Origin of the sequence: Nocardia altamirensis NBRC 108246 (assembly GCF_001612685.1) — a bacterium.
Lineage (GTDB): Bacteria > Actinomycetota > Actinomycetes > Mycobacteriales > Mycobacteriaceae > Nocardia > Nocardia altamirensis.
Genome location: NZ_BDAY01000094.1, coordinates 14,218 through 40,159, shown reverse-complemented (window position 1 = coordinate 40,159; position 25,942 = coordinate 14,218). Strand labels below are relative to the sequence as shown.

Annotated in this window: 12 protein-coding genes; all 12 read right to left on the bottom strand. The window is 69.2% G+C overall.

The window, feature by feature from the left end:
- The 12 genes from NA11_RS37065 to NA11_RS37010 are packed head-to-tail and all read right to left on the bottom strand — an operon-like array spanning nt 1 to nt 25,842.
- Entirely contained in the window at nt 1–792 is a 792-nt protein-coding gene (locus NA11_RS37065; RefSeq protein WP_069166756.1) for an ABC transporter permease, read from the bottom strand.
- The gene (locus NA11_RS37060; protein WP_069166755.1) at nt 779–1,735 is read right to left on the bottom strand and encodes an ABC transporter ATP-binding protein; all 957 of its coding nucleotides are present in this window, start codon (nt 1,733–1,735) and stop codon (nt 779–781) included. The genes NA11_RS37065 and NA11_RS37060 overlap by 14 nt, the downstream gene beginning before the upstream one ends.
- Nucleotides 1,698–3,395, bottom strand: a complete 1,698-nt coding sequence (locus NA11_RS37055) for an SDR family NAD(P)-dependent oxidoreductase (RefSeq protein WP_069166754.1) — start codon at nt 3,393–3,395, stop codon at nt 1,698–1,700. Before NA11_RS37055 ends, NA11_RS37060 begins: the two co-directional genes overlap by 38 nt.
- Nucleotides 3,392–3,640, bottom strand: a complete 249-nt coding sequence (locus NA11_RS37050) for an acyl carrier protein (RefSeq protein WP_167837807.1) — start codon at nt 3,638–3,640, stop codon at nt 3,392–3,394. Before NA11_RS37050 ends, NA11_RS37055 begins: the two co-directional genes overlap by 4 nt.
- Nucleotides 3,630–5,372: an HAD-IIIC family phosphatase gene (locus tag NA11_RS37045; protein WP_069166752.1), complete on the bottom strand. Its 1,743-nt coding sequence runs from the start codon at nt 5,370–5,372 to the stop codon at nt 3,630–3,632. The genes NA11_RS37050 and NA11_RS37045 overlap by 11 nt, the downstream gene beginning before the upstream one ends.
- Before the next feature lie 2 nt (nt 5,373–5,374).
- Nucleotides 5,375–6,331 carry a cysteine peptidase family C39 domain-containing protein gene (locus NA11_RS37040; RefSeq protein WP_069166751.1) on the bottom strand — a complete coding sequence of 319 codons (957 nt, stop codon included), beginning with the start codon at nt 6,329–6,331 and terminating at the stop codon, nt 5,375–5,377.
- Entirely contained in the window at nt 6,328–8,088 is a 1,761-nt protein-coding gene (locus NA11_RS37035; protein WP_069166750.1) for a fatty acyl-AMP ligase, read from the bottom strand. The genes NA11_RS37040 and NA11_RS37035 overlap by 4 nt, the downstream gene beginning before the upstream one ends.
- Nucleotides 8,085–13,712: a non-ribosomal peptide synthetase gene (locus tag NA11_RS37030; RefSeq protein ID WP_069166749.1), complete on the bottom strand. Its 5,628-nt coding sequence runs from the start codon at nt 13,710–13,712 to the stop codon at nt 8,085–8,087. Before NA11_RS37030 ends, NA11_RS37035 begins: the two co-directional genes overlap by 4 nt.
- Nucleotides 13,705–16,692: a type I polyketide synthase gene (locus tag NA11_RS37025; RefSeq protein WP_069166748.1), complete on the bottom strand. Its 2,988-nt coding sequence runs from the start codon at nt 16,690–16,692 to the stop codon at nt 13,705–13,707. The genes NA11_RS37030 and NA11_RS37025 overlap by 8 nt, the downstream gene beginning before the upstream one ends.
- Entirely contained in the window at nt 16,689–21,704 is a 5,016-nt protein-coding gene (locus NA11_RS37020; RefSeq protein WP_084655392.1) for a condensation domain-containing protein, read from the bottom strand. Before NA11_RS37020 ends, NA11_RS37025 begins: the two co-directional genes overlap by 4 nt.
- Nucleotides 21,688–24,990 (bottom strand): type I polyketide synthase, encoded by a 3,303-nt coding sequence (locus tag NA11_RS37015; RefSeq protein WP_084655391.1) that lies wholly within the window; start codon nt 24,988–24,990, stop codon nt 21,688–21,690. The genes NA11_RS37020 and NA11_RS37015 overlap by 17 nt, the downstream gene beginning before the upstream one ends.
- 21 nt (nt 24,991–25,011) lie before the next feature.
- The gene (locus tag NA11_RS37010) at nt 25,012–25,842 is read right to left on the bottom strand and encodes a CPBP family glutamic-type intramembrane protease (RefSeq protein ID WP_069166745.1); all 831 of its coding nucleotides are present in this window, start codon (nt 25,840–25,842) and stop codon (nt 25,012–25,014) included.
- Between the last annotated feature and the right edge of the window lie 100 nt (nt 25,843–25,942).

The following is a 25,942-nucleotide window of genomic DNA, read 5'->3' as shown; positions in this document are numbered from 1 at the left end:
CTAGCTGCGCCCGACCTTGCTGTGGCTGAGCCGGAACCGGAACAGGGCGATCAGCCCGCCGACGACGCCGACGCCGATCAGGATCAAGCACGGCGTGATGATGTCGCTGAACCCGGCCCCGCGCAGAATCACGTCCTGGTAGCCCTTCAACGCCCAGTACTGCGGCGTGAACGGCGACAACGCCTGCGCCCAGCCGGGCAACGTGCTCCGCGGCGTGATCGTGCCCGCGAGACCGCCGATGGCCAGCGAACCCACCTGCGCCATGATCGAGAGCTGATCGATGGTGCGGCACAACGACACAAGGGCGATGCCGAATCCCCAGGTCGCCACCATCAGCGAGGCACTGATCGGCAGCAGCAACCAGGTCGACCCCTTGCTGTGCAGATCCCACAGCGTGAAGGCGACCAACCACAGAATCCCCAGATGCACCGCCGAGAACAGCACCGAGGGCATCGACTTGCCGAGGATGATCTCCCCGGCCCGCACCGGCGCGGCCCGCAACCGATCCCAGGTCCCCCACTCGTGTTCGCGGAAGAACGAGGCGCCCAGCAAGGTCGTGATGAAGAACGCGAACATCACGATGGTGCCTGGACCGGCCTGTTCGATGCCGCTGGCGTTGGGGAACCCGCCGAAGAAGCGCAGCTGCGCCTTGTTGGCAGGGGTCAGGAACGCCATCATGCCGATCGGCAACACCGTGAGCACGATGAGCTGAGCCGGGTCGGATTTGATCCGGCGCAGGTCCGCCCAGGACAGCGCGCGTACGCGATCGACGGCTGAATCATGCAACAGCATCTCGGATCCCTTCCACGGGCTGATCGGCGGCGTCGGCCGCACGCATGATCGCCAGGTACGCGTTCTCCAGGTTGGGATGGTGGATTTCCGCGGCCAACAGATGTTCGGTATCGGTGTCCAACGTGGCGAACAACTGCGCGAGCAGCTGGCCGGGCGCGTTGGTCGGAATGTTCAGGCGCCGCGATTCGAGCACCGCGGCTCCGGGTGCGGCGAGGAACCCGTTGAGGCTGGCCGGAATGCCCGACGCGAACTCGAGGCTCACCGCCGCTTGCGCATAGCGCTCGACCAGTTCGGTGGCGCTGCCCTGGGCCAGGATTCGGCCCTGATGCAGCACGACCACCCGCGCGCTGAGCACCTCGAGCTCGGGCAGATAGTGCGTCGCGTAGACCACGGCCGCGCCCCGATCGGCGAGGCTGCGGACCTCGTCGAGCAGGTCCTGCCTGGCCGAGACGTCCGCACCGACGGTCGGCTCGTCGAGCCAGAGCACGTCCGGCTCGTGCAGCAACGCCATCGCGGTGTGCAGCCTGCGCTGCTGACCGCCGGACAGCTGGTGGGCCCTGGTGGTCAGGAACGGGGTGATGCCCAGGCGCGCGGCGACCTTGTCGATCCGGCTGGCCAGCTCCTTGCGGCCGACACCCATCAGTCTGCCAAAGAAGATCAGGTTCTCCTGCGCGGTCAGCGTGGGATACACGCCGAGTTCCTGTGGCGCGAACCCTAGCTTGCGCCGTGCCTGGCGCGGATCCCTCGCGAGGTCGATGCCGTCGACGCGGACCGTCCCCGAGTCGGGCGGTGTCAGGCCTGCGACGATCGAGGCCGTCGTGGTCTTGCCCGCGCCGTTGGGACCGAGCAGCCCGACGATCTCGCCCGGCTGCACGATCAGGTCCACGCCGGTGAGGACCTGTTTCTCACCGTAGGACTTGTTCAGATCGACGATCTCCAGCATCCTGCACCTCCTCACTCGACATCGGCGTGCTCGCGATCGGCTCGCCCGCCATTGACTTACTCGACACCGGCGGGCTCGCGATCGGCTCGCTCGGCAGTGGCTTACTCGGCAGTGACTGACTCGGCACCGGCTCGCTCGACACCGGCTCACTCGGCGCCGGCTCACTCGATATCGGCCACGGCGCGCCCCATCCGGCGGCGCCGAGCACCGAAACCTCGCCTGCGACAACGTCTTGCGCGGAGAACGCGCTGACGATGTCGGCGGCGACCGGCGCAATCGGATTGCTCACGGCCCGTCCGCCCGGCGTATTCGTCAGGTCGGTCCACAGCCGCGGCGGCCGCACCACCACGACATTCCACGGATGATGGCGCGCAACATATTCCGCGAGCCCTTCGACGGCGGCCTTCGCGGCCGCGTAGTGCGGCCACCAACGCGGCGGCGCGAGTACGGCTTCCGAGGAAATCATCACCACCGTCGCGCCCTTGCGCAGCCGAGGCGCGCAGACCGACAGCGGGCCGAACATCAGCCGCGTGCTCGCCGCCATGAACTGCGCGGCCGTTTCCACCGCGTCCGGCGCCAGCGGCAGCGTCGGAATCGCCGGGGAGGCAAGCAGAACCACGCCGTCGAGCGGACCCTCCGGCAATGCCGCGGACAGTGCCCATCCGTCGCTGGCGTCGGCGAGCACCGGCCACAGCCGGTCCCCGTAGGCGCGCGACGCCGCGGCGAGCACTTCCGGCGCCCTGGTGCAGCTCACCAGCACGCGGGCGCCCTGGCTGGCCAGACCGAGCGACACCGCGGCGCCGAGCCCGCGGCTGCCGCCGACCACGAGAATGGTTTTCCCGTCCAGCTTCTCCGAGGGCGGCAAGACGTTCGCCAGCTCGGCGGCGTCGGGGCCGGGCACCGATTCCCTGATCAAACTCTGGACGGTGACATCGGCGCTGGCGCCACAGCTCATACCGGCATGCAGCGTGACCAGCCCGGACCGCCGATCCACTTCGGGCTCCTCGGTAGCGAACTCGACCGCGCCGGAACCGGATCCGTGCAACACGATGCTGCACGCCACCAGCAGCGCATCCCGGCCGGGCGTGCACATCCCGGTCCAGTAGCTCGCCCAACCGAGCACGGCGGCAACATGTTCGGGAACACGACCGCCGATCACCCGCGAGACCAGCCCGGCGATGCGCGGATAGTCCACCGCGAAGGTGCCGCGCTCCTTGCCGACCGTGTTCTCGGAATCGCCTGCCAGATCAGCCAATTCGAGGACGCGCGGGATCTCTCTGCGCGGCTGCTCGTCGGCGGCCGGACCGCACCACGGCAGCACCGAGCCGAGCCTGCACCGGATGCCGACCACCTCGATGCCGCCGAAACTCACCCGGCCGCGCGCCTCGCTCTCCGAGACCGTCCAGTCGACCTCGTAGCGGCGGCCCGGAATCGTGGGCTGGCGGAACGTCGCCCGGATATCGCGCACGGCCATCGGGTCGGTCGTCTCGGCCAGCGCGGCCAAGGCGAGCGTCACCACCAGCGCGCCGTGCGCGACCGGCCTGCCGTAGGGCGAACGATGACCGAAGTCGTTGTCCACATGCAACGGATTGCGATCGCCGACCGCGGCGGCATAGGTCGCCACATCGGTGTCCGTCACCCGGAACACCCTGGTACTCACTGCACCCGCTCCTGCCGTGCGGCCACCACTGCGGCGGCGATCTCGGCAAGGGACTGTTCGGAGGTGAGCGTGCTCTCCGGAAGTTCCACCGCGAAGGCACGTTCCACCGCGTAGACCAACCGCACCTGGGCCAGCGAATCCCAGGTGTCCATGTCGCCGCGCACAGTGTCGCGGCCGTGTGCGGCAGGCTCGCCGACCACCTCGGCGAACAGCTCGAGCAGCTGCTCCATCACATCAGTAGCCATGTTGCATCTGTGCCTCTCGCACATGTGGGCTGCGCGTCAGCGCGCCACCCGAAAGGTCATAACCGAATACCGACCCCTGGTCGTTCTCCGCTTCGACACTGAAGCCGTGCTCGGGGTACAGCTCACGCACCAGCGCGTTGCGGACGGTCGGGACATACCGGCCCACCAGTCGCGAACTACCCTGTGCCAGCGCCCATTCCGCGGCGGCGGCCAGGAGATTGTTTTCCGCGTTCCTGCCGATGACCCGGCAGCTGAGCAGCAGGGTATCGATCTCGACGGTGCCGTCCAGCTCTTCGGCGAGGAGCACACCGACGATGCCGTGATCGGCGAACCGATCGCGCAGGCGCAGGGTGGCCGCGAACCATCGCGGATCCTCGGCCATCCGCTTGACCTGGGTCTGGGTGTGCCTGCGCGTGGTCAGGTTGAACTGGTTGGTCTTGGCGATCAGCTGCGCCGCCCGGTCCAGCGACGCGCTGTTGATCGGCTCGATGACGGCCACCATCTCCAGCCCGGCCAGGAATTCGTCCAGGTTGTCCGACGCGGTCCGTTCCGCGGCGGCCAGCGCCTGATACGAGGCCTGCCTGGTGAAGTCCTCGTTGGACAGCGCGCCGGGATGCAACCAGGGCAGGCCTGCCAGCTCGCCGGCGAACTTCGCGGGCGAGGCGGGCAGGCACAGCGCGCGCACCTCCGGGTGCACGGCGACCACCTGTGCGCATTCGGCCGGGTTGTCGTCGACGAAGACCATGCTGCCGAGTCCGAGTCGAATCTTGTCCGAGATCTCCTGGAGCTGTTCGGATTTCGGCCGCCAGTCGGCGACGATGTGGGTGAAGTCGTCGACGCCGAGCACCATGCCTGGCGCTTCGGCGATGGCGCGCAGCGCGAGATCGCGGTCGTTCTTGCTGGCGACGGCGAGCAGCACGCCCCGCTCGGTCAGCGCACGCAGGTAGCGCTGGAAGTCGGCGAAGGCCTCCCCCTCGGCGCCGGTGCCGACGCGAATGCCGTCGATGCCGTCGTCGCCGAGGATCCCGCCCCACAGCGTGCCGTCCAGATCGACGACCACGCAGCGGGCGGAGCGGCCCCGGTCGGCCGCGACCGTGTCGGCGATCGCCGCGGCCAGCCACGGCAGGCTGTCGGCCGCGTACGGCTGACGCACCCGATACCAGCTGCGCGGGTCCTCCCAGTGCGCCAAACCGACCTGGGCGGCAAGCTGTTCGACGTCGATGAACAGCACCCGGCCCGCCGCCTGCTCGGCCAGCCTGGCGTTGACCTCCCTGACGCGATACGAGAGCGATTGCGGCGCACGCCAGGCCGCCGCGCCGAACGCGTCCACCGCGGGCGGCGCGAACCCGAGCTGCACCACCCGCACCCCGGATCGCGCGGCCGCGTCCCAGAGTCCGACCCAGCGTTCGACGGTCTCCTCCACTGTCCCGGTGACGTCGTGGTGGGTGCCTGCCAACACCACGTAATCGCCTTCGCGGAAAGGACTTTCCGGCGCGAGCAGCACCTGCTCGACCTGACCGAACGGGAACACCAGCATTTCCGGCGTCAGGCCGGCCCGAGAACCGGCCAGCGGCAGTAGTTCGGCGAGGAAATCGATGGTGTAGGTGGCGAGCAGCGCAAGCCGCACCTCGATTCCTGGCACACCAGGTTCGCGCGCAAGCGCTTTCGCGCGCTGCGTCCACGCGACAAACCCGTCCGCGGGGGAAAGCTCTACTGCCACATTGATGGTCACGGCTACTCTCCCTCCGGGCGGGCGTGGGCGAAAGCCAGGTGCTTGCCTTCGAATTCGGCGAGCGTCAGCAGTGTCTCGGCGATGAGCGCGGTCTGCACGGTGCCGCCGGCGGCGGCGCGCATGCTGGCGTGCATCAGCAGCGGCGGCAGCTTGCGCCACTGCGCCACCGCTTGTTCCCAGTGCGCGCGGCCGTCGGCGTCGAGCACCGAGGCGTCGTGCTCGGCCGCCCACAGCAGCAGTTCGCGCTGCCGCAGCGCCTGCCACAGGTCGTCGATCTGGGTGAAATCCTCCGGCGTCGAGGCGAATTGGTAGCGGCTGGCGAGTGCGACGAGCGCGTCGGCGCCGACCAGCCGATCCGCGCGTGGCGGTGGCGGCGGCGCCGCATGGGATTCGAGCCACCGGTAGGTACGCCCGATGTGGATATCGTCGGTTCCGGCCAGCGCCGTCTCGCGCAGCAGCGCGACCGTGTCCTCCGCGCCGAGGCTGGTCGACCACTCACGCAGCTCGGCCGCCGAGGTCACCGGAACCCGTTGCCCGGTCTGCAGACCGAGCTCGGTGGTCATCGTCAGCGGATCCTCGATCTGCCAGCCGTCGATGGTCTCGACGATGGCCAGCCAGTGCGGCGCATGCCACTTCTGGTGGCCGTGCTGCCAGGGCAGGTGGAAGATGTCGGCGAGCACAACCACCGAACCATGCGCGGCCACTTGCTCTTCGAGCGCGTTGTAGGCCGTTGCCCAGTCGTCGTCGCCGTGCACCCGCAGGCCGAGCGCGGGCAGCCGTGGCGTCGCGTCGTGCTCGAACAGCAGCAGGTCGTCCGCGGCGGGCGTCACCGCGAGCTGCGGTCCGCCCGCGAGCAGCGGCCGCCACCAGTGGGTTTCGCCGCGGGCAACCAGCGCGCTCGCCAACGCCGCGGTGAAGCAGGTCAGCTTGTCCCCGTGGGTGGACAGCGCCGTGGTCATTTCGACCCCTGGACCCGGAGGGTGCCGTCGAGGTAGGCGGTACGCGAGGCCGAACGCTGGATCTTGCCGCTCGAGGTGCGCGGGATGGCGCCGGGATTGAGCAGCACCACCTCGTGCACGCCGACGTCGTGCACGGTGAAGATCGCCTCACGCACCGCTTGACGGAGTTCCTGCACGGTCGCCTCGTCCTTGACCCGCGCCTCGATGAGCACGACGATCTTCTCCTGCACGCCGACCTCGATGGAGAAGGCCGAGCAGCGGCCGGGCAGCACCAGCGGATGCGACTTCTCGGCCGCGTCCTCCAGATCCGGCGGATAGTAATTGCGGCCGTCGATGATGATCAGGTCCTTGAGCCGGGTGGTCGGATAGACCTCGCCCTGGTACAGGAACCCGATGTCGCCGGTGCGCAGGTAGTACTTGCCGTTACGCGGCGAAAGTTCGCCACGGAAGGTCTGTTCGGTCTCTTCGGGCCGGTTGAAGTACCCGGTGCAGACCGAAGGGCTGGACACCCAGATCTCGCCGAGCCGTCCCTCGGGCAGCGCGACCCGGGTTTCCGGGTCGACGATCTCGATCGTGGTGCCAGGGGCCGCCGCGCCGCCGCTGACGATGTCCGCGCCGTCCTCGGCGATGACCATCTGGCCTGCGGCGAGCGCTTCGCGATCGACCGTGACGGTCTGCACGCCCGACAGCGTGCGCCAGTTCCCGGACACCAGCAGCGTCGACTCCGCCAGCCCGTAACCCGCGATCAGGGTCGACTCCTTCAACCCGTGATCGGCGAAGGCCGCGTGGAACTTTCGGATGGTGCTGACGCGCACCGGCTCGGCGCCGGAGAGGGCGTAGCGCCAGTTGCTCAGGTCGATGCCCTCGAGCTCCGCGGCGGTGATCCGCTCGGCGCACAGCTCGTAGCCGACGTTGGGCGAGGCCGCGAAGATCTGCGCGGGAGTGTCGCTGATCGCCCGCAGCCAGCGCGCAGGCCTGCGCACGAACGAGGTCGGCGCCATCTGAACCACGCCGTGGCCGTTGATGATCGGCATGATGACGCCGACCATCAGACCCATGTCGTGGAACAGCGGCAGCCAGCTGACGAAGCCGACCTCGTCCTCGGCGGAGATTCCGACGTGATACATCATGTCGTAGGTCTGCCTGGCATTGGACAGCAGTCCGCGATGCGGCACCATCACCCCGGCGGGCGAGCGGGTGGACCCGGAGGTGTACTGCAGCAACGCGATCTGTTCCCGATCGACGAGCACCGGAGTCCAGTCGATGGCGAGCTTCTCGTCGACCTCACCGGTGGTCACGATGAGCCGCGTCGTGTCGGTCGGCGAATTGTCCAGCCACCCGGTGACATTGGCGAGCGCGCCGTCGGTGGTGACGATGCATGCCGGGTCGGCGTCGACGCAGACCGCGTCGATGCGACCGTTGGAGTTGTGCGCACTCGGCGGGTACAGCGGCACCGCGATGATCCCGGCGTAGAGGCAGCCGAAGAACGCCTTCACGTATTCGAGGCCGGGCGGCAGCAGCAGCACCGCTCGGTCGCCGGGGTGCGCGACCTGGAGCAGGGTGGCCGCGTATGCCCGTGCCGCACGGTCGATCTCGGCGTAGGTCAGCGACTCGGTCTCGCCGTACGCCGAGCTCGAATCCGGATAGCTCACGAAGCTGTACGCGACCTTGTTCGGCCGCTGGGTGGCCTGCGTGGTCAGTGCGCGCACCAGGGTGTCGTATTCGAGGTCACCCCCGGTCAGCAGCGTTGTGGTCATACTCCGACCTCCTGTGGTGACGGTGCGGCGAGGAAGCCGACCTTGCGGAAGTAGTCCAGGTAGCGGACGAACAGGTCGCGCGAGACCGGCGGGCACGGCACCCCGGCCAGCGCGGTGACGGCGTTGTCGACGTCGAACTGGATCGACGGGGTGAGCCCGTCGTTCGCGTTCAACAGGCTCAGCACGCTGAACGACGCCGAGCCTGCCCCCGCGGTCGCAGCGTGCGCGGCGATCGCGTCGCGCCACTCGGCGAGGGCGACCAGCCGGACCGGCCAGCCGCTCTCGCGCAGCCAGCCGATGGCGTCGGTGAACGCGCACGGCTGCGGGTTGCGCAGGTGGTAGATGTGCGTGCCGGGCTGCGGGTTCCTGGCCAGTTCGACCATGGCCGCTCCGGTGAAGTCGGCCGGGGCCAGATCCACCGCGAAGTCGACGTCCGGCGCGAGCCCGACCTCCTGGCTGGCCTTGACGAGCAGCCAGAAGAAGTCGCTGGTCTGGCAGGCGCCGGTGCGGCTGTCGCCGCCGATCCGGCCGAGCCGGAACACGCTGACCGGCAGGCCGCGTTCACCCGCCTCGGTGACCAGCCGCTCGGCGACCCACTTGCTGCGCAGGTAACCCAGCGACAGCTGCGAGGGATCCCGCGCCACCGCCGCCGTGCCGACCCGGCCCTCGACCGCGTCGCCGGGGCCGAGCACGTACAGCGAGGACACGAAATGCAGTGGCGCACCGCTGGTCCTGGCCAGCGTGATGAGCTCCTGGGTGCCGCCGACGTTGGCGGCCTCCAGCACCCGGTACGGCAGCGCGAAGTTCACGTGCGCGCCGTTGTGATAGATCGCTTCGATGCTGCGGCCGAGCAGCAGGAACTGCTTCTCGGACAACCCGAGTCGCGGCGCGCCCAGATCACCGAGGACCGGGATCACCCGATCGAACGCCGCGCGCGGCAGCTCGTAGCTGTCGAACGTGGCGGCGAGCCGGGCCAGCCCCTCTTCGCGACTGTCCGCCCGCACGAGGCAGTGCACACGGAAGTCGGTGCGCGCCAGCAGTTCGTGCAACAGGAACGCGCCGACGAAGCCGGTAGCACCGGTCAGCAGTACGTCACCGGTGGTTGGCGCGGTGCCGGTCCATGGTGCGGCAGGCCAGGATTCGATCGCGGCGGCCACTTCGGCCTCGAGGTCGATCGTCTCTTCCTCGGCGGTCTCGCCTGCGAGCAGGCCGACCACGCCGGCCACCGTCGGCCTGGCGAACAGCGAGCCGAGCGGAATGTCCTCGCCGAAGGTCTGTTTCAGCCGCAGGATCAGCTGGGCGGCCAGCAGCGAGTGGCCGCCGAGATCGAAGAAGTTGTCTTCGCGGCCGACTCGCGGGATGCCGAGCACGTTCGCGAAGACGCCGGCGACCCGCTGTTCGAGCGGGGTGCGCGGGGGCTCGTACTCCAGCGTGTTGCGGCGCAGCACCGGTGCGGGCAGTGCGCGCCGGTCCAGCTTTCCGTTGGTGGTCAACGGGAATTCGTCGAGCACGAGCACGGCGGCGGGCACCATGTGCTGCGGCAGCCGCCGCGCCAGGTGGGCGCGCACGTCGACGACCAGATCGTCGCGGGCCTTGACCCGCAACGGGTCCGAGACGACGAGATCGCCCGGCCACTCGACCGCACGGCCCGGGGCGCCGGGCAACGCGATGTCCCATCCGGTCGCCACCACATCGAATCGGCCGTCGGGGCGGCGCAGCGCCTCGATCCGGTAGGGCACCCGCTCGGCAAGGGCCAGATAGTCTTCCGGGCTGATGCCGCCGGATCCGGCCAGGGCAGCGCGGATCTGGGCCGCACCCGCGCGGCCGCGCCGCACTTCCGCGGCCACCGCAAGCGGACCGGCCACCCTGGCGTCGAGCACATCGGTGACCACTACGGCCGCCGGACGGTCCCGCTCGAGCACCTCGGCCAGCCGCTGCGGCGTCATCGACGCGTCGAACATCTTGGGCCGCACCGGGAGTGCCTGGCCCGCGTAAAGCACGGCGTCGTACCGGAAACGCGACATCTCGTTGAGGTAGGCGCCGCGCTTGAGCCGGATTCGGCTCCCGGTCAGCACCGGGCTCGCGGCGACGAAGTCCTCGAAATACTTGGGCGAGAGCACCAATTCGGCGTCTCGATCGAGGGCGGCCCGCAGGGCGGGCGCGAGTTCGCTCGCACCGGCGGTCGGCGCGTTGGTCGCCTCGACGGTCGCGTGGAACGACTCGCTGAGGGTGAGATCGCGGACGTCACCGACGAACAGCACGCCGTTGGGGGCGAGCAGTGCCGACGCGGTCTCCAGGACCCTGGTCAGGTAGTCGGCGCTCGGGAAGTACTGCACCACCGAGTTGATCAGCACGACATCATAGGAACCGACCAGATCGGCGGGCAGTTCGTCGGCAGCGCACTGGTCCAGCCGGACGTGCGCGAGCTCGGCATTGCCTTCGACGATCTTGGTCCGCACGTTCTCGATCGCCGACGCCGAGACATCCGTCGCGTCGTAGACGGTGCACAGCGGGGCGAGCCGGGACAGCAGCAGGCCGGTGCCGCAACCGATTTCGAGGACGCGCTGGGGTGCGAGGGAACGCACCGCGGCCACGGTCGCCTCGACCCACTCCCGCATGTGCTCCTCGGGGATGGCGGCGTTGGTGTAGGAGTCGTTCCAGCCCGAGATGTCGAAGTCGGCATCGCCCTCGCGGCCCTGCCGGTAGGTGCTGTTGAAGACGATCTGCCAGTTCGCCACCTGATCCTGTTCCGCGCCAGCCGCATCCGCGCTCGCGTCGCCTGGCGTGAAGTACGCGACCAGGGACACGCTGCCGCCGGTGTCCTTGCGGGCAAGCACCACCGCCTGATCGACGCCGGGGTGCGCGGTGATCGCGGCCTCGATCTCGCCGAGTTCGATGCGGAAACCACGCACCTTGACCTGCTGGTCGATCCGGCCCAGGTACTCGAGATCGCCGTCGGCACGCCTGCGGGCCAGGTCACCGGTCCGGTAGACGCGTCGGCCGCCGAGCACCGGGCTCGCCGCGAACCGCTCGGCCGTCAGCTCGTCGCGGTTGAGGTAACCGCGCCCGACACCGGGCCCGGACACCAGCATCTCGCCTGCCACGCCGTCGGGCACCGGCCGACCGGCCGGGTCGACGATCAGCACGCCGAGGTCGGGCAGCGGGACCCCGATCAGGCTGCCCGCCGCCGACACCACGTCGGCCGCGGTCAGCTCGCGATAGGTGACGTGCACGGTGGTCTCGGTGATGCCGTACATGTTCACCAGGCGCGCCGAGTCGCCGAAGCGGTCGAACCACGGTGCGAGCGAGGACAAGTCGAGCGCCTCACCGCCGAAGACGATCCACCGCACCGCGAGTTCGGTCTGCGGTGCGTTCTCCAGCGCGCGCAGCAGCTGAGTGAACGCCGACGGCGTCTGACTGAGCACCGTGACCTGTTCGCGGGCAAGCAGTTCCGCGAACTCCGCGGTGGACCGGCTGACCGAACCGGGCACCACGACGAGCCGTCCGCCGAAGAGCAGCGCGCCCCACATTTCCCAGACCGCGAAATCGAAGGAGTACGAGTGGAACATCGTCCACACGTCCTGCGGGCCGAAGTCGTACCAGTGCGCGGTGGTCGAGAACAGGCGAACGACGTTGGCGTGCTCGATGACAACGCCCTTCGGCACGCCGGTGGACCCGGAGGTGTAGATGACGTAGCAGGGATCGTGCGGGCCAGCCTGCGCGAGCGTGCCGCCGGGCAGCGGCTCAGCCGCCTCGTCGACGAGCAACAGCTCAGGACCCGATTCGGTGGCCGCTGAGACCAGCGAACTGTGGCTGATCACCAGCCGCGCACCGGAATCCGCGATCATGAACTCGATGCGGTCGGCCGGATACATCGGATCCAGCGGCACGTACGCCGCCCCGGTACGCAGCACCGCGAGGATCGCGACGACGACATCGGCGGACCGCTCCAGGTGAATGCCGACGAACGAGCCGCGGCCGATGCCGCGCGCATGCAGGCGTAGCGCCAATCGCTCCGCGGCGGCCGACAGCTCGGCATAGGTCATGGTGCTGTCGCCGAAGCTCAGCGCCGCCGCGTCCGGTGTCCGCGCCACCTGGGCCGCGAACAGTTCGGGCAGCGTCTGCGCGACCTCGGTAGCGGGCTGGCTCGGCAGTGCGGCGGCGATCGCGCGCTCCCGCTCGTCCGCCTGCAGGAAGTCGAGTTCCGGCAGCGCGGTATCGGGGTTGGCGACCACCGCGGTCAGCAGGGCGACGAAGTGCCGCGCGATGGCGGCGACGGTCGGCTCGTCGTACAGGTCGACGTCGTATTCGAAGGCGCCGACCAGCTCGACGCCGACCTGGCGCATGGTCACCAGCACGTCGAATTTCGTGGTGCCCGAATGCACTTCGACGTATTCGGCGCTGAGGCCGGGAATCGCGAGCTCGGGCAGCGTGGTGTTCTGCAGCACCACCGCGGTGCGGAACAGCGGCGAGTGGCTCAGTTCCCGGTCCGGGCGCACATGTTCGACGACGAGGTCGAACGGCGCCTCCTGGTGGTCGAACGCGTCGAAGACGACCCGCTGCTCCCTGGCGAGCAGTTCGCGGAAGGTCGGCGCGCCGGACAGGTCGGTCCGCAGCGCGAGCGCATTCACGAAAAACCCGATGAGCGGCTCGATCTCGGGGCGGTTGCGGCCTGCGATCGGGGTGCCGACGGTGATGTCCTCGGCGCCGGTGTAATAGCGAAGCAGCGCTTTGAATCCCGCCATCAGCGCGATGAACAGGGTGGCGGGGCGGTCGTTCACCCTGGTCGCGTCGGCCAGCTTGCGCAGCCCGGCGTGCACCTCGCCCGGGATCGTGAACAGCACTCTGGCGCCACGGTTTTCCGGCTCGAGCGCGCGCGGCCGGTCCGGATGGAAGGTCACCAGCGGCGGCTCGTCGCCGAGCACACCGCGCCAGTAGTCGAGGTCACCGTCGAACTTGTCGCGCTGCGCGAGATCCTGCAACCAGGTCGCATAGTCGGGGTACTGCAGCGGCAGCTCCGGCAGTTCTGGCTGATGCCTGCCCGCGGTGAGATCGGCGTAGGCCGACATCAGCTCGGTGGCGAACACGCCGAGCGACCAACCATCGGAGATGATGTGGTGCATGGCGACCGCGAAGATCGCGTCGTCGTCACCGAGCCGCACCAGCAGCACCTCGACCAGCAGCCCGGACAGATCGAAGACGGTCCTGCTGAACTTGTCGACCTGCTCCAGCGCGTCGGCGAGCGGCCGCCGCGGATCGAGCTGCGACGGGGCGATCATGGTCATCGGCAGCGGCGCCACCGGCCCGACCACCTGAACCGGAACGCCGTCGCGCACTTCGATACTGGTGCGCAGCGATTCGTGCCTGGACACCACCAGCGACAGCGCGCCCTGCAGTGCCGCGATGTCGAGATGGCCGCGCAACCGCAGCGCCAGCGGCATCGTGTAGGTCGCCCGGTCGGGGAACAGCTGCTCCAGGAACCAGATTCGCTGCTGTGCGGCCGAAAGCGGCGCGGCCGCGGTCGGATCGGGACGGCGCGGGATCTTCGCCTGCGGTGTGTTACCGGCGGCCCAGCGCCGCAACAACGCGCGGCGGGATGCGCCCGTGTCGACGGATTCAGGCATTGTTGCTCCGTTCTTCGGCCGCCCCCGGCTGGTTGAGCAGGAGTTCGACCTCGCTGTCGGACAATTCGTCCAACCGCTGGATGAGATGCGCGGCGATGGTCTCGGCCATCCCCGCGACGGTCGGGCTGACGAACAGCTCGCCGAGTGCGAGTTCCAACGGGAAGATGGCGCGCAGCTGCGTCGCCACGTGCACCGCGAGCAGCGAATCGCCGCCGAGTTCGAAGAAGTTCGCGTCGTTGCCGACCTCCTCGATGCCGAGCGCCGCGCTCCACACCGCGACCACCCTGCGCCGCACCGAAGCGACGAAATCGTCCTCCTCGGCCGCCGCCGCGGTGTCGACCGGCGCCGCGGCAACGCGCTGCGGCTGGACCGGGTCGGCGGTCCGCGTCGGTGCAGGCACGTACTCGGGCGGATCCACCCAGTAACGCTTCAGCGCAAAGGGATACGTGGGCAGGCCGACCTTCGTCGGCTGCTCGCCGCCGTAGATAGCATCGAAATCAACAGGGACACCCGACAACCAGAGTTTGCCTGCCGCCGTAACGATCTCGGTGTCGGGCGAACCCGCGCCGAGCCCTGCGCCGAGGGTGCCGACCGTCGCCGCACCACGATCCGCGGTGCGTAGGAACGAGACCAGTGACTTGCCCGGCCCCACCTCCAGCGCGACGATCCCCGGATTCCGGGCGACCAGCCCTTCGGTGGCCTCGCGGAAACGCACCGTGCTGGTCATCTGCCTGGCCCAGTACGCGGGATCGACCGCCTGCTCGGCGCTGATCGGCGCGCCGGTGACGTTCGACCAGAACGGCATCTCCGGAGCTTTGCGCGCCACCTTGCGCACCAGCTCCGCGAAGCGCGCCGCGGCCTCGTCCATCAGCGGGGTGTGGAACGCGTGCCCGACGGGCAGCAGCGAGCTGGCCACACCGTCCTCGGACAGCGCACCGGCCAAGGCGAACAGCGCCGACGGTGCGCCCGCGACCACGCAGCGGTTCGCGGAGTTGTCGGCGGCGAGCCACACGTCGTCGGGCAACCGGGTCGCGATGGCGTCCGCGCCCTTGGAGATCGCGAGCATCCCACCGGGCGGCGCGGCGGCCATGATCCGGCCGCGCTCGACCACCAGCAGCAGCGCGTCGGCCAGCTCGAAAACGCCAGCGATGGTGGCGCAGACGAGCTCACCGAGGCTGTGGCCGAGCAGTTCTCGCGGTGCGACGCCGAACTCGCGCCACATCCCGGCCAGCGCGTACTCGACCGCGAACAAGGCGACCTGGGTCTGTTCGGTGCCTTCCGCGGTGCGCACAGCGGCTTCGAGGTCGAAGTCGGCACGCTCGCGCAGGATGTCCGCGCAGGTGCGGAACAGGTCGCCGAACGGCCGGACCTCGGCGGCGAGCTCGAGGACGTCCGCGCCGAGCGCGACGCCCTGGCCGGGGAACAGCCACGCGAGCGCGGGTGCCGGGGCGGCCTCCCCTGCGGCGGGCTTGGCGAGAGCGGCTGCGGCTGCCGCGATGCTGCTCGCGACGACCATCCTGCGGTGCGGGAAGGTGCGGCGGCCGTGCACCAACGTGTGTGCGACCGCGGACAATTCGACGTCGGCGCCGTCGAGGTAGGTGGCGAGCCCAGCCACCGCCCGGTCGGCGTCCGCCGCCGTTCGGCCCGAGATCACCAGCGCACGCGGCCCCGACGACGCAGGGACGGGCGCTGCCGTCGGCGGTTGCTGCACGATCACATGGGCGTTGGTCCCGCCGATGCCGAAGGCGCTCACGCCGGCCCTGCGTACCTCGTCCGGCCACGTCCGCAGCTCGGTGTTGACGAAGAACGGGCTGGTGGCGAAGTCGATTTCGGGATTCGGACGCGAGTAGTGCAGGCTCGCCGGAATCTGGCCGTCCCGCACAGCGAGCACGGCCTTGATGAACCCTGCGACACCGCCTGCGGAATTCAGGTGGCCGACATTGGATTTCACCGAGCCGAGCGCGCAGTACTGGTTCGCGTCGGTGTGCTCCCGGTAGGCCGCGCTCAACGCCGCGACCTCGATGGGGTCGCCGAGTTTGGTTCCGGTGCCGTGCGCTTCGACGTAGCCGATGGTGTCGGCGCCGATTCCTGCCGCCGACAAGGCTTCCCGGATCACCGCGCGCTGGCCCGCGATGCCCGGCGCGGTGTAGCCGATCTTGTTGGCGCCGTCGTTGTTCACCGCGGAGCCGAGGATCACCGCGTGGATGCGATCGCGATCGGCGAGCGCGTCGGTGAGGCGCTTGAGCACGACAACGCCGACACCCGAACCGAATACGGTGCCACCGGCCTCAGCGTCGAACGCACGGCAATGGCCGTCCGGTGAGAGGATCGACCCCTCCTCGTAGATGTAGCCTGCCTCGTGCGGCAACTGCACGCTGGCGCCGCCCGCGATCGCGACATCGCAGTGGAAGTCCAGCAGTGCCTGCGCCGCCTGGTGCACGGCGACCAGCGAGGTGGAGCATGCGGTCTGCACCGCGACGCTCGGCCCGGTCAGGTTCAGCTTGTAGGACACCTTGGTGGCCATGTAGTCGGAGGCGTTGCCGTGCAAGGCATGCAGCTGCGAGCTGGGCGACTGGAACAGGCTCGCGTGCCCGACCAGATTGCGCAGCAGGTAGGTGCTGATGCCCGCGCCCGCGAAAACACCGACCGGCGTCGGGTTCTCGGCCGCGATGTGGCCCGCGTCCTCGAGCGCCTCCCACGCGCACAGCGTGAACAGCCGGTGCTGCGGGTCGGTGAGTTGCACCTCGCGCGGTGTCATCTCGAAGAACTCCGCGTCGAACTGGTCCGCGTCCGACAGCAGCGCACCGGCGTGCACATAGCCGGCAGGCGGGTCGGCGGGCATGGCTTCCTGCGCGAGTGGCCGGATCGATTCCCGGCCTTCGCACAGGTTGCGCCAGTAGTCCTCGATCGTGCTGGCGTCGGGGAAGCGGCAGGCCATGCCGATCACCGCGACCCGGAAGTCGTTGTCGTCGTGCGTCATCGCTGGCTCCCCACACTGTCCGGCACGGTCCCGGTCGCCTGGCGGTGGGCGCGACGCCGCGCCGCGGCCGCTCGGCGGTCCTGACCGCGATCCACGTCCTCCTGCGGCGCGGTCCGGCCTTCCAACGCCTTGGCGAGGCCGTCGACCGTCGGCGCGGCGAACAGATCCGTCATCGCCAGCGGCACGCCGAGCCTGCGTTCGAGCAGACCGCGCACCCTGGCCACCGCGAGCGAGTGCCCGCCGAGATCGAAGAAGTTCTGCCCGAGTCCGATTTCCCGGTCGAGCACCTCGGCCCACACCTCGGCGACGAGGCGTTCCATGTCGGTGGCGGGCGGCGTGAACACCGGCGGCGCGGCCGGGGCGATCTTCGGCAGCTTCGCGCGGTCGAGCTTGCCGGTGAGGCCGCGCGGCAGGGTGTCGAGCACCATGTAGGCCGACGGAATCATGTAGTCGGGCAAGCGAGTACGCAAGAAGGCCGACAGCTCCAGGTAGTCCGGCTCCAACGGGCCGTCCTGGGTCACATAGGCGACCAGCCTCGGCACCTCGGCCTCGGCATCGAGCACGACGGCGGCCTCACCGACGGTCGGGTGCGCGCGCAGGAAGGTCTCCGCCTCCCCCGGCTCCACCCGGTGGCCGCGGATCTTGACCTGCCGGTCCTTGCGGCCGACGAAGACCAGCCGCCCGTCGGGCAGCCGCCGCGCGAGATCGCCGGTCCGGTACTGCGGAACGCCGTCCGGACCGGTGCCGAACACCTTCTCGGTGAGTTCGGGGCGGTGCCAGTAGCCGAGCGCGACGTACTGGCTGCGCAGCGCGAGCTCACCGTAAACCTCGGTGGGACGGCCGACTCCGTCGATGAGCTCGACGTCGACACCTTCGACCGGATACCCGATGGGTACACCTGCACGGTCCGCGTCTTCGGGAGTGACGATGTGCTGCAACGCCACCGAGCATTCGGACGGGCCGTAGAGGCTCACCAACGCGCAGCCCGGCGCGAAGTGCTTGCCGAAGTCGGCGACGTCACCGCGCACCACTTCCTCGCCGCCGAGCGCGATCAGCCGCAGCGCCGCGGGCACCCACGGGCCGTCGGTGTCGCTGAGCAGATAGCGGAACACCGTTGGCGTGCAGTGCAACACGGTCACACCCGCACGCTCGATCTCCGCGCGCAACTCGGCGGGCCCGAACAGGTGCGGGTCGAGCACATAGAGTTCGGCACCGGCGACGGCGGCGCCGAACGAGTTCAGCACGCCCGCGTCGAAGGTGTAGCGGGCAGGCGCCGCGACGACGTCGTCGGGGCCCATGCGCAGCCGCCGCGCGTAGGTCACCGCGTGCGCCAGCGCATTGCCTCGGCTCTGTGCCACGCCCTTCGGCCTGCCGGTCGAGCCCGAGGTGTGCAGGATGTAGGCGAAATCGTCCGAGCTGATATGGGATTTCGACCAGGTGGACAGATCGTTGGTCGGCACCGTGCTCAGCGCGGGGTCCGGGTGGTCGTGGCGCCCGGCCACGGTGAAGACGTGCGCGCCACCCGCGATCGAACGGGCCAGCTCCGCCAGCGACGGATCGCACAGCAGCGCAGACACATCGGCTTCCGCCAGGATTTCGAGCAGCCGCGCCTGCGGTGCCCTCGGGTCGAGCGGGACGTAGGCGACACCGGCGCGCAACGCCGCCCACACCGCGACGAAGCTCTCCGGGGTGTGCTCGTAGAGCAGCGCGACCCGGCTGCCGTCCAGGCCTGCACCGATCAGCTGCTTGGCGATGACGGTGGTCAACAGGTCGAGCTCGGCGAAGCTCGTCGTCCGGTCGCCGGTGCGCAATGCCGGTGCGCTGCTACGCAGTTCGATCACGGCGTCGAGCCGGTCGATCAATCGCTCACCCGACTCCGCCAGCGGCACCACCGGATAGCCCGGCAGCGCCCACTGTGGCTGCGCCGCACGCTCTTCCGGGTCCTCCAGGCGCACCGCGCCGACGAGCTGGTCCGGGTTCGCCACGATGCTGGCCAGCGCGCCCGCGTAATGCCGAAGCGCCCGCGCCGCTGTCGGCTCGTCGTAGAGGTCGGCGCTGTATTCCAGGGTCAACTTGGTCGGGCCGTCGGTCTCGTCGACGGTGAGGTCGAAGTCCATCTTCGCCGTCGTCCGCGGCGCGTCCACCAATTCGACGTCGAGGCCTGCCATATCCAGCGACGGCGGGGGCGTGTTCAGGTAGTTGAACATGACCTGGGCCAGCGGAGTGCGGCTCATGTCCCTGGTCGGCACCAGCGCCTCGATGACCTTCTCGAACGGGCAGTCCTGGTTGGCGTGTGCCGAAAGCACCGTCTGCCCGACCTTGGCCACCAGATCGGTGAAGGTCTCCTCGGTGTCGACCTCGGTGCGCAGGGCCATGGTGTTCAAGAAGCAGCCGACCAGCGGCTCGATGGCCGAGCGGGTGCGGCCCGCGATCGGCGAGGCGACGATCAGATCCTGTTGGCGCGTATACCGATTCAGCATCGTGTAGAAGGCGGCGAGCAACACCGCGAAGGTGGTGACGCCGCTGCGCGCCGCGAGGGCACGCACCTCGGTCATCACCTGCGGGTCGACCGCGCGTCGCACCACCGCGCCCCGCGAGGTGCGGCGGGCGGGACGTGGCCGGTCGCCGGGGATTTCGGTGACCGTCGGATCCGCGAGCTCGGTGCGCCAGAAGTTCAGCTGCCCGTCGAGCCCGGCGGCATTGCCGCGTTGCCAGCCCGCGTAGTCCGCGTACTGCACGGCCAGTGGCGGCAGCGAGGCAGCCACACCGGCGATGCGGGCCCGGTAGTGCGCCGAAATCTCTTGGCTCAGTACCGCAACGGACCAACCATCGCACACGATGTGATGCAGCGCGAGCGCGAGCAGGTAGTCGTTCGGCCCCGACCTGATCAGGTGATACCGCCACACCGGGCCCTCGGCGAGGTCGAACGGCGCGCGGTACACGCTCGCCGCCAACTCTTCCTCGGCCGCGCCGCGCTGGTCGGCGGGCACCGCGCTGAGGTCGGTGACCTCTAGCGGCCGTGCCGCATAGGACCGGATGACCTGACGCAGCTGCCCGTCCTCGGTGGTCCGGTACACGCTGCGCAGCACCTCGTGCCGCTGCTCGACCTGCGCCAGTGCGTATTCCAGCGCGGCGACGTCGAGCTCGCCGTGCAGCCGGAGACCGCCGGGCATGATGTAGGTCGCGTTGCCGGGATCGAGGGTCTCCAGGAACCAGAGTCGTTCCTGCGCATAGGACACCGCGAGCAGCTCGCCGTCGGTGCGCGGCAACGCTTGCAACGGTGGCAGCGAATCCTGCTCCGTGGCAGCGGCTTCGATCAGCCGCGCGGCCGTCACGATGGTCGGGCTCTCGAACAGCTCGCGCAGCGAGATGCTGACGCCGAACTCGTCCATGATCTGTGAGATCACCCTGGTCGCCGCCAGCGAGGTGCCGCCGAGGAGGAAGAAGTCGTCGTTGCGGCCGATCTCGGTACGCTCCAACGCCGTTGCCCACAGTGCGGCCAGACGGAGCTCCCGGTCGCCGATGGGCGCCTCGTAGGCGACCTCGTCCGGCTCGGCCGCGTCCTCGTCGAAACCCGCACTGTCCACGACGTATTCGCGCACGGGGAGGGCGGACAGCAATTCGTCCACCTTGGTCGTCGGCGCCGCGGCCGCGGCCGCCGCGACCGTGCGGAAGTCGTCCGCCAGATCAGCGGCGGCGGTCGCATCGAGCAGTGCCGTGTTGTAGGTCAGGTGGCAGACGAGCTCGCCGCCCGTCTCCGCGACATGCATGACCAGGTCGTAGAGCGTGGTGCCGGTGTCGATGGTCTGCCAGTCGACGGTCAAGCCCCACCGGCTCAGGTCGGGGCGCTCGAGCACCTGCTGCACGAACAGGGTCTGGAATACCGGGCTGTAGGCCGGGTTCCACGGTCCGCCGATGGCCTCGACCACGCGCTCGAACGGGACGGTCTCGTCGTCGTAGGCGGCCATCGCAGTGTCGCGGGTCTTGTGCAGCAGCTCGAGGAACGTCTGGCCGGCCGCGAGATCCGCGCGCACCGGCACCGTGTTCACGAAGTGCCCGATGGTCTTGGCCAGCTCGCCGTATGGCCTGGCCGCCATCGGAATGCCGATGCAGAAATCGTGCTGCCCGGAGCGGTGCGCCAAAGTCAGCTCGTAGCAAGCCAAGAGGAAGACGAACGGCGGAATACCGTTGGCCGCCGCGCTCGCTCGGACCGCCTCGGACAGCTCGCGTGGGAACGCGCTCTCGACGCGGGCGCCGTTGTTGCCGACCCGGCGCGGGCGCCTGCCGATCGCCAGATCCAGCGGCGGCGCACCGCGCAGCAGCGCCGCCCGCCGCTCGACCGCGACCGCCTGCGTTGCGGGAGCACCGTGTTCGGCGCTCCACACCGCGTAGTCCGCGTATTGCCGTGGCGGCACCGGCAGCAACGACTCCTCGCCGCTGCGGACAGCGCCGTACGCCGCCCACAGCTGATCGAAGAGCAGCGCGATCGACAGTCCGTCCAGCACCAGGTGGTGCGCGACGACCGCAAGGATCCATTCCTGCTCGGCGAGCCGGATCAGCGTCCATCGCACCGGCGGCCGTTCCGCCAGGTCGAACGGCGCCGTCGCCAGCGATTCGAGCAGCTGATCGACCGCGCCGGCCCGTGCCTTCGCCGGCACCAGGCGCAAATCCGGTGTCTGCCAGTCGGCGCCGCCGGTCTCGACGACCTCGGCCCGCAGCCCCTCCGGCGTTTCGGCGAAGACCGTGCGCAGCGCGTGCTGCTGCGTGGTGACCGCGTCGGCCGCCATCCGCAATGCCGCCTGATCGAGCGGACCGGTGATCCGGATGCCGAGCGGCACATGGTAAATCGCGGCGCGATCGGCCAATTGCTCGTGCAGCCAGATGCCGCGCTGGGCGAGCGTCGTCGGGAACGGCCCCGCGCCTTCACGCAGCGGCACCGTCGTCGTGGAGATCCCGGCGGCCCTGCGTTCCCGCAGCCGTGCCAGGGCAAGACTGCTAGCTGGTGAGTTCATGTGCGCTCTCCAAAAGGGCCGCGTCCGCCTGCTCGATCATGAGCGCCTCCAGCACCGTCGCCACCTGGGCGACGGTCGGCTCCTGCAGCATGAGCCGGAGAGCGAACTCGATCTCGAACAGTTCCCGGAGTCTGCGGACGAACTGAGTAGCGGCCAGCGAATGCCCGCCGATACGGAAGAAGTTCTCGAAAACGCCGACCTGCTCCAGACCGAGCAGCTCCGCCCACATCTCGGCGACGACCTGCTCGTACTCGGTGCGTGGCGCGACGTAATCCACATCGGCGGTGAACAATTCGGTCGTCGCGCGCGCCACCGGCGCGGCGGTGACGTGCGGCGCGCCGTCGATGACCCGATACGACTTGCGGTCGTACGGGTACAGCGGCAGCCGCGCCTGCGGTCGCTGGACCGTGTCGACACCGGACCAGCGCACCTCGTGGCCGCGCACGTGCAGCTCGCCGAGTGCCGCAAGCATCACCGAGAGGTCGTCGACATCGCGGACCAGCGACGGCACCGCGACACCGGCGCGATCATGGTGGCGCAGCAGGCTTTTCAGCATCCCGTTGAGTGCGGGGTGCGGGCCGACCTCGACGAACGAGCTGATGTTCGCGTCGATCATGGCGCCGACGGCCTCGGCGAAGAGCACGGGGCGAACGACCTGGTCGGTCCAGTAGAGGCCGTTCAGGTGCGCGCCGTCGATGCGCCCACCGGTCACCGTCGAGTAGAACGGGATGCTGCCCTCCTCGGGCTGGATGCACGGCATGTCCGCCGCGAACTCCGGCAGGCAGTCCCGCATCAGCGGCGAATGGAAGGCATAGCGGCCAGGCAGGCGGCGGGTCATGACCTGCTCGCTGTCCAGTTTGGCGAGCAAGGCATCCACCGCGCCGGTGTTGCCCGAGACCAAGGTCCATTTCGGGCCGTTGCTGCCCGCGAGGTAAACGCGTTGCGGCAGTTCGAGTTCCGCGGCAGGCACGTTCACGACGGCCATGCAGCCGTTGTCGCGCAGCCGGGCGGTCGCCTTGGCCCTTGTCGCGATGAGCTGTGCTGCGGTGCGCAGGTCGATCGCGCCGCAGACATGCGCGGCCGCGACCTCGCCGACGCTGTGCCCGACCACGGCGGACGGCACGATGCCCCAGGACTGCCACAGCTTCGCGAGGGCGACCTGCAGCGCGAACAGCACCGGCTGGGCGGTGCCGGTGTCGGCGAGCGCCTCGGCATCGCGGCCGCGGTCGAGCACGGCGAAGGTCGACCAGCCGAGTGCGATGCGCAGCTCCCTGTCCACCGCGAGCAGCGCGTCGCGGAAGATCGGCTGGTGCCGAATCAGCTTGCGGCCCATCCCGACCCACTGATTGCCCTGTCCGGTGAAGACGAACGCCACCTTGCCTGCACCGCTGCGGGGCACCCGGCCCGCCGCCGCGCCGAGCGGCAGCGAGCCGCCGGAGATCGCGGTGAGCTGCTCGGCGAGATCCTCGTGCGTGCGGGCCGGAACGGCCACCCGGTACGGGTGCTGGGCTCGGCGCGCGCTGGAGGTCTGCGCGAGTTCGGCGATCGGCGCCGCCGACCCGTCGCGGAGCATGTCGACCCAGCTGTCGACCAGCGCCAGCGTCGACTGCTCGTTGCGGCCGGAAATCGTGACCAGATAGGGCTTTTCGACCTGTGCTGCGGAAGCAGCAGGCACCGCGGCGCCCGCGACACCGGTGAGCACGGCGTGCGCATTGGTGCCGCCGAAGCCGAACGAGCTCACCCCGGCCAACCTGCGGCCCGCATGATCCGGCCACGGCTGGTTCTCGGTGGGCACGCCGAACGGCAACTCGTCGAAAGCGATGTGCTGGCTGGGCCATTCGAAGTTCAAGTTGGCAGGCACCTGCCGGTGATGCAGCGCGAGCGCGGTTTTCACCACGCCGGTGAGGCCTGCCGCGGCCTCGAGGTGACCGACGACCGTCTTGGCCGAGCCGACCAGGAACTTGTCGTCGGCGGCGCGGTGCTCGGCGAAGACGGTGCCGAGCGCCCGCGCCTCGATGGCGTCGCCGAGGATGGTTCCGGTGCCGTGCGCCTCGATGTATTGCACGTCAGCGGGTTTCACCCCGGCCCGCCGGTAGGCCCGGCGCAGCACGTCGACCTGCGACTGATAGCTGGGCGCGGTCAGGCCGTTGGTACGACCGTCCTGATTGACGGCCGATCCGAGCAGCACCGCGTACACGCGGTCGCCGTCCTTTTCCGCTTGGGCAAGCGGCTTCAGCACCACTGCTGCGCTGCCCTCGCCGCGGACATAGCCGTCGGCACGATCGTCGAAGGTCTTGCAGCGCCCGTCGGTGGCCATCATGCCCGCGCCGGCCAGCGCCTCGGTGACCCGGGGATCGAGGGTCAGATTGACCCCGCCGACCACCGCGATCTCGCAGTCGCCGTCGTGCAGGCTGCGCAGCGCCAGGTGCAGCGCCACCAACGACGACGAGCACGCGGTGTCAACGCTGACGCTCGGGCCGCGCAGATCGTAGAGATAAGACAGCCGGTTTGCCGCAATGCTGCTGGCGTTGCCGGTAACCGCCGCGATCGGCATGCCCGACGCCGCGGCATCGCCCATGCCACGGGCGTAGTCGCCCGCGGTGATGCCGACGAAGGCGCCGGTCGCGGTCCCGGCCAGGCGCTCGACCGGGACGCCCGCGTCCTCGAACGCGTCCGCGACGGTCTCCGCGAGCAAACGGTGCTGCGGATCCATGGCCGCGGCCTCGCCATCGGCGATGCCGAAGTAGTTCGCGTCGAACGCATACGGGTCATCGAGGAACGAACCGAACCATGATCGCTTCTCTTTTTCCGCAGGCTGATCGCCCGACGGCGGCCAGTCGTGCCGGTCCTGCGGCGCTTCGCCGACCAGTTCCCGTCCGTGCCACAACGTTTCCCACAGCTGCGTCGGCCCGCGCAGCGCGCCGTACGCGCAGCCGATGCCGATGATCGCCACCGGTTCCTGCGTGGTCGTGACCCGCGCAGGGAGTAGCTCGACGTCAGGCTCGACGTTCGCCGCCACGGGTTCCGTGCTGTCCTGCACCGCGGCGAGGCCCTCGGCGAGCGCATGCACGGTCGGATATTCCCACGGTAGATCCGGCGGCAGCGGTTTACCGATATAAGTCGAAATCTTGCCGACGAAGACCAAGGCCACCGCCGAGGTGAGCCCGAAACTCGAAAAGGGTTCACCGACAGCCACGTCGTCCGTGGCAATGTCCAATAATTCGCTTAGCGTTTCCGTGAGAAACAAACTGATCTCGTCGGCCGTCCGACGGGCAATCTCAGACATCTAGCACTTTCCCTACTACCTCTAAACAGAAGTACGCGACTCCACTGAAGTTTCAGAATTGTCCGCGACGGCGGGGACAATCTGGTCTGCCAAGGTTTTCCCGGGAATCTCGGACAATCCACGCTCGGCCAGGTTCTGGCGAGCCTGCGCCAGCGGGAATGCGAGAACGCGCAGGTCGTGGAATAGCTTGACCGCGATAGTCGGCCAGATCGCGCCCGTCAGTTTGTACATCAGCGCGAGGGCGACACCACCGAAAATGACCTGCGCGGACACGGCGGGACGGAACCCGTGCCGCAGACCATCGATGACGCCACCGGCAACGATGATCAGGACCCAGAAGGGCGTGTCCGGCCACAGCAGCGCTACCGCGTAGATGGTGAAGCCGCGGTAGACGACCTCCTCGGCGGGCGTGCTGAAGGAGTTCGCGAGCCACCAGAACCGCTCGATCGAGTTCTCCGGGGTGATGAAGACGACGTACTCGATCTTCTTGGCGATCCAGTCCTTGCCCTTGCGCCCGCCGACCAGCGGGATCAGCACGGGGCCAAAGAGATACGAGACGTAGACGGCGATGATGGCGAGGCTGATGATCTTCTCGGCGAGGGAGAAGCCGCGGAAGATCGAGAAGTCGAAGTGGGTCAGCCCGAGCTCGCGCACCGAGGTGCCGCTGACGACGAACGCCACGAGGATGACGGCCAGTGTCGCCCAGGTCCGGAAGACGCCGCCCTGGTACAGGCGGGTGCGCGCGTCGGGCCGTTCGCCGAATTCTCGCGTGAAAAGGCGGACCGAGAATATTTCGAAGAATGGTTCCGCGAAGACGAGATAGACGAGGAGGATTATGCAGAAGATTTCCATCGGGAGGCCCCGTTCAACTTACTGTCTGGTCGAATCTTTACGATTTCACTGGATTGGGGGTCGTCCGCGCCCTCACACTAGGACAACTATTTACTGACAG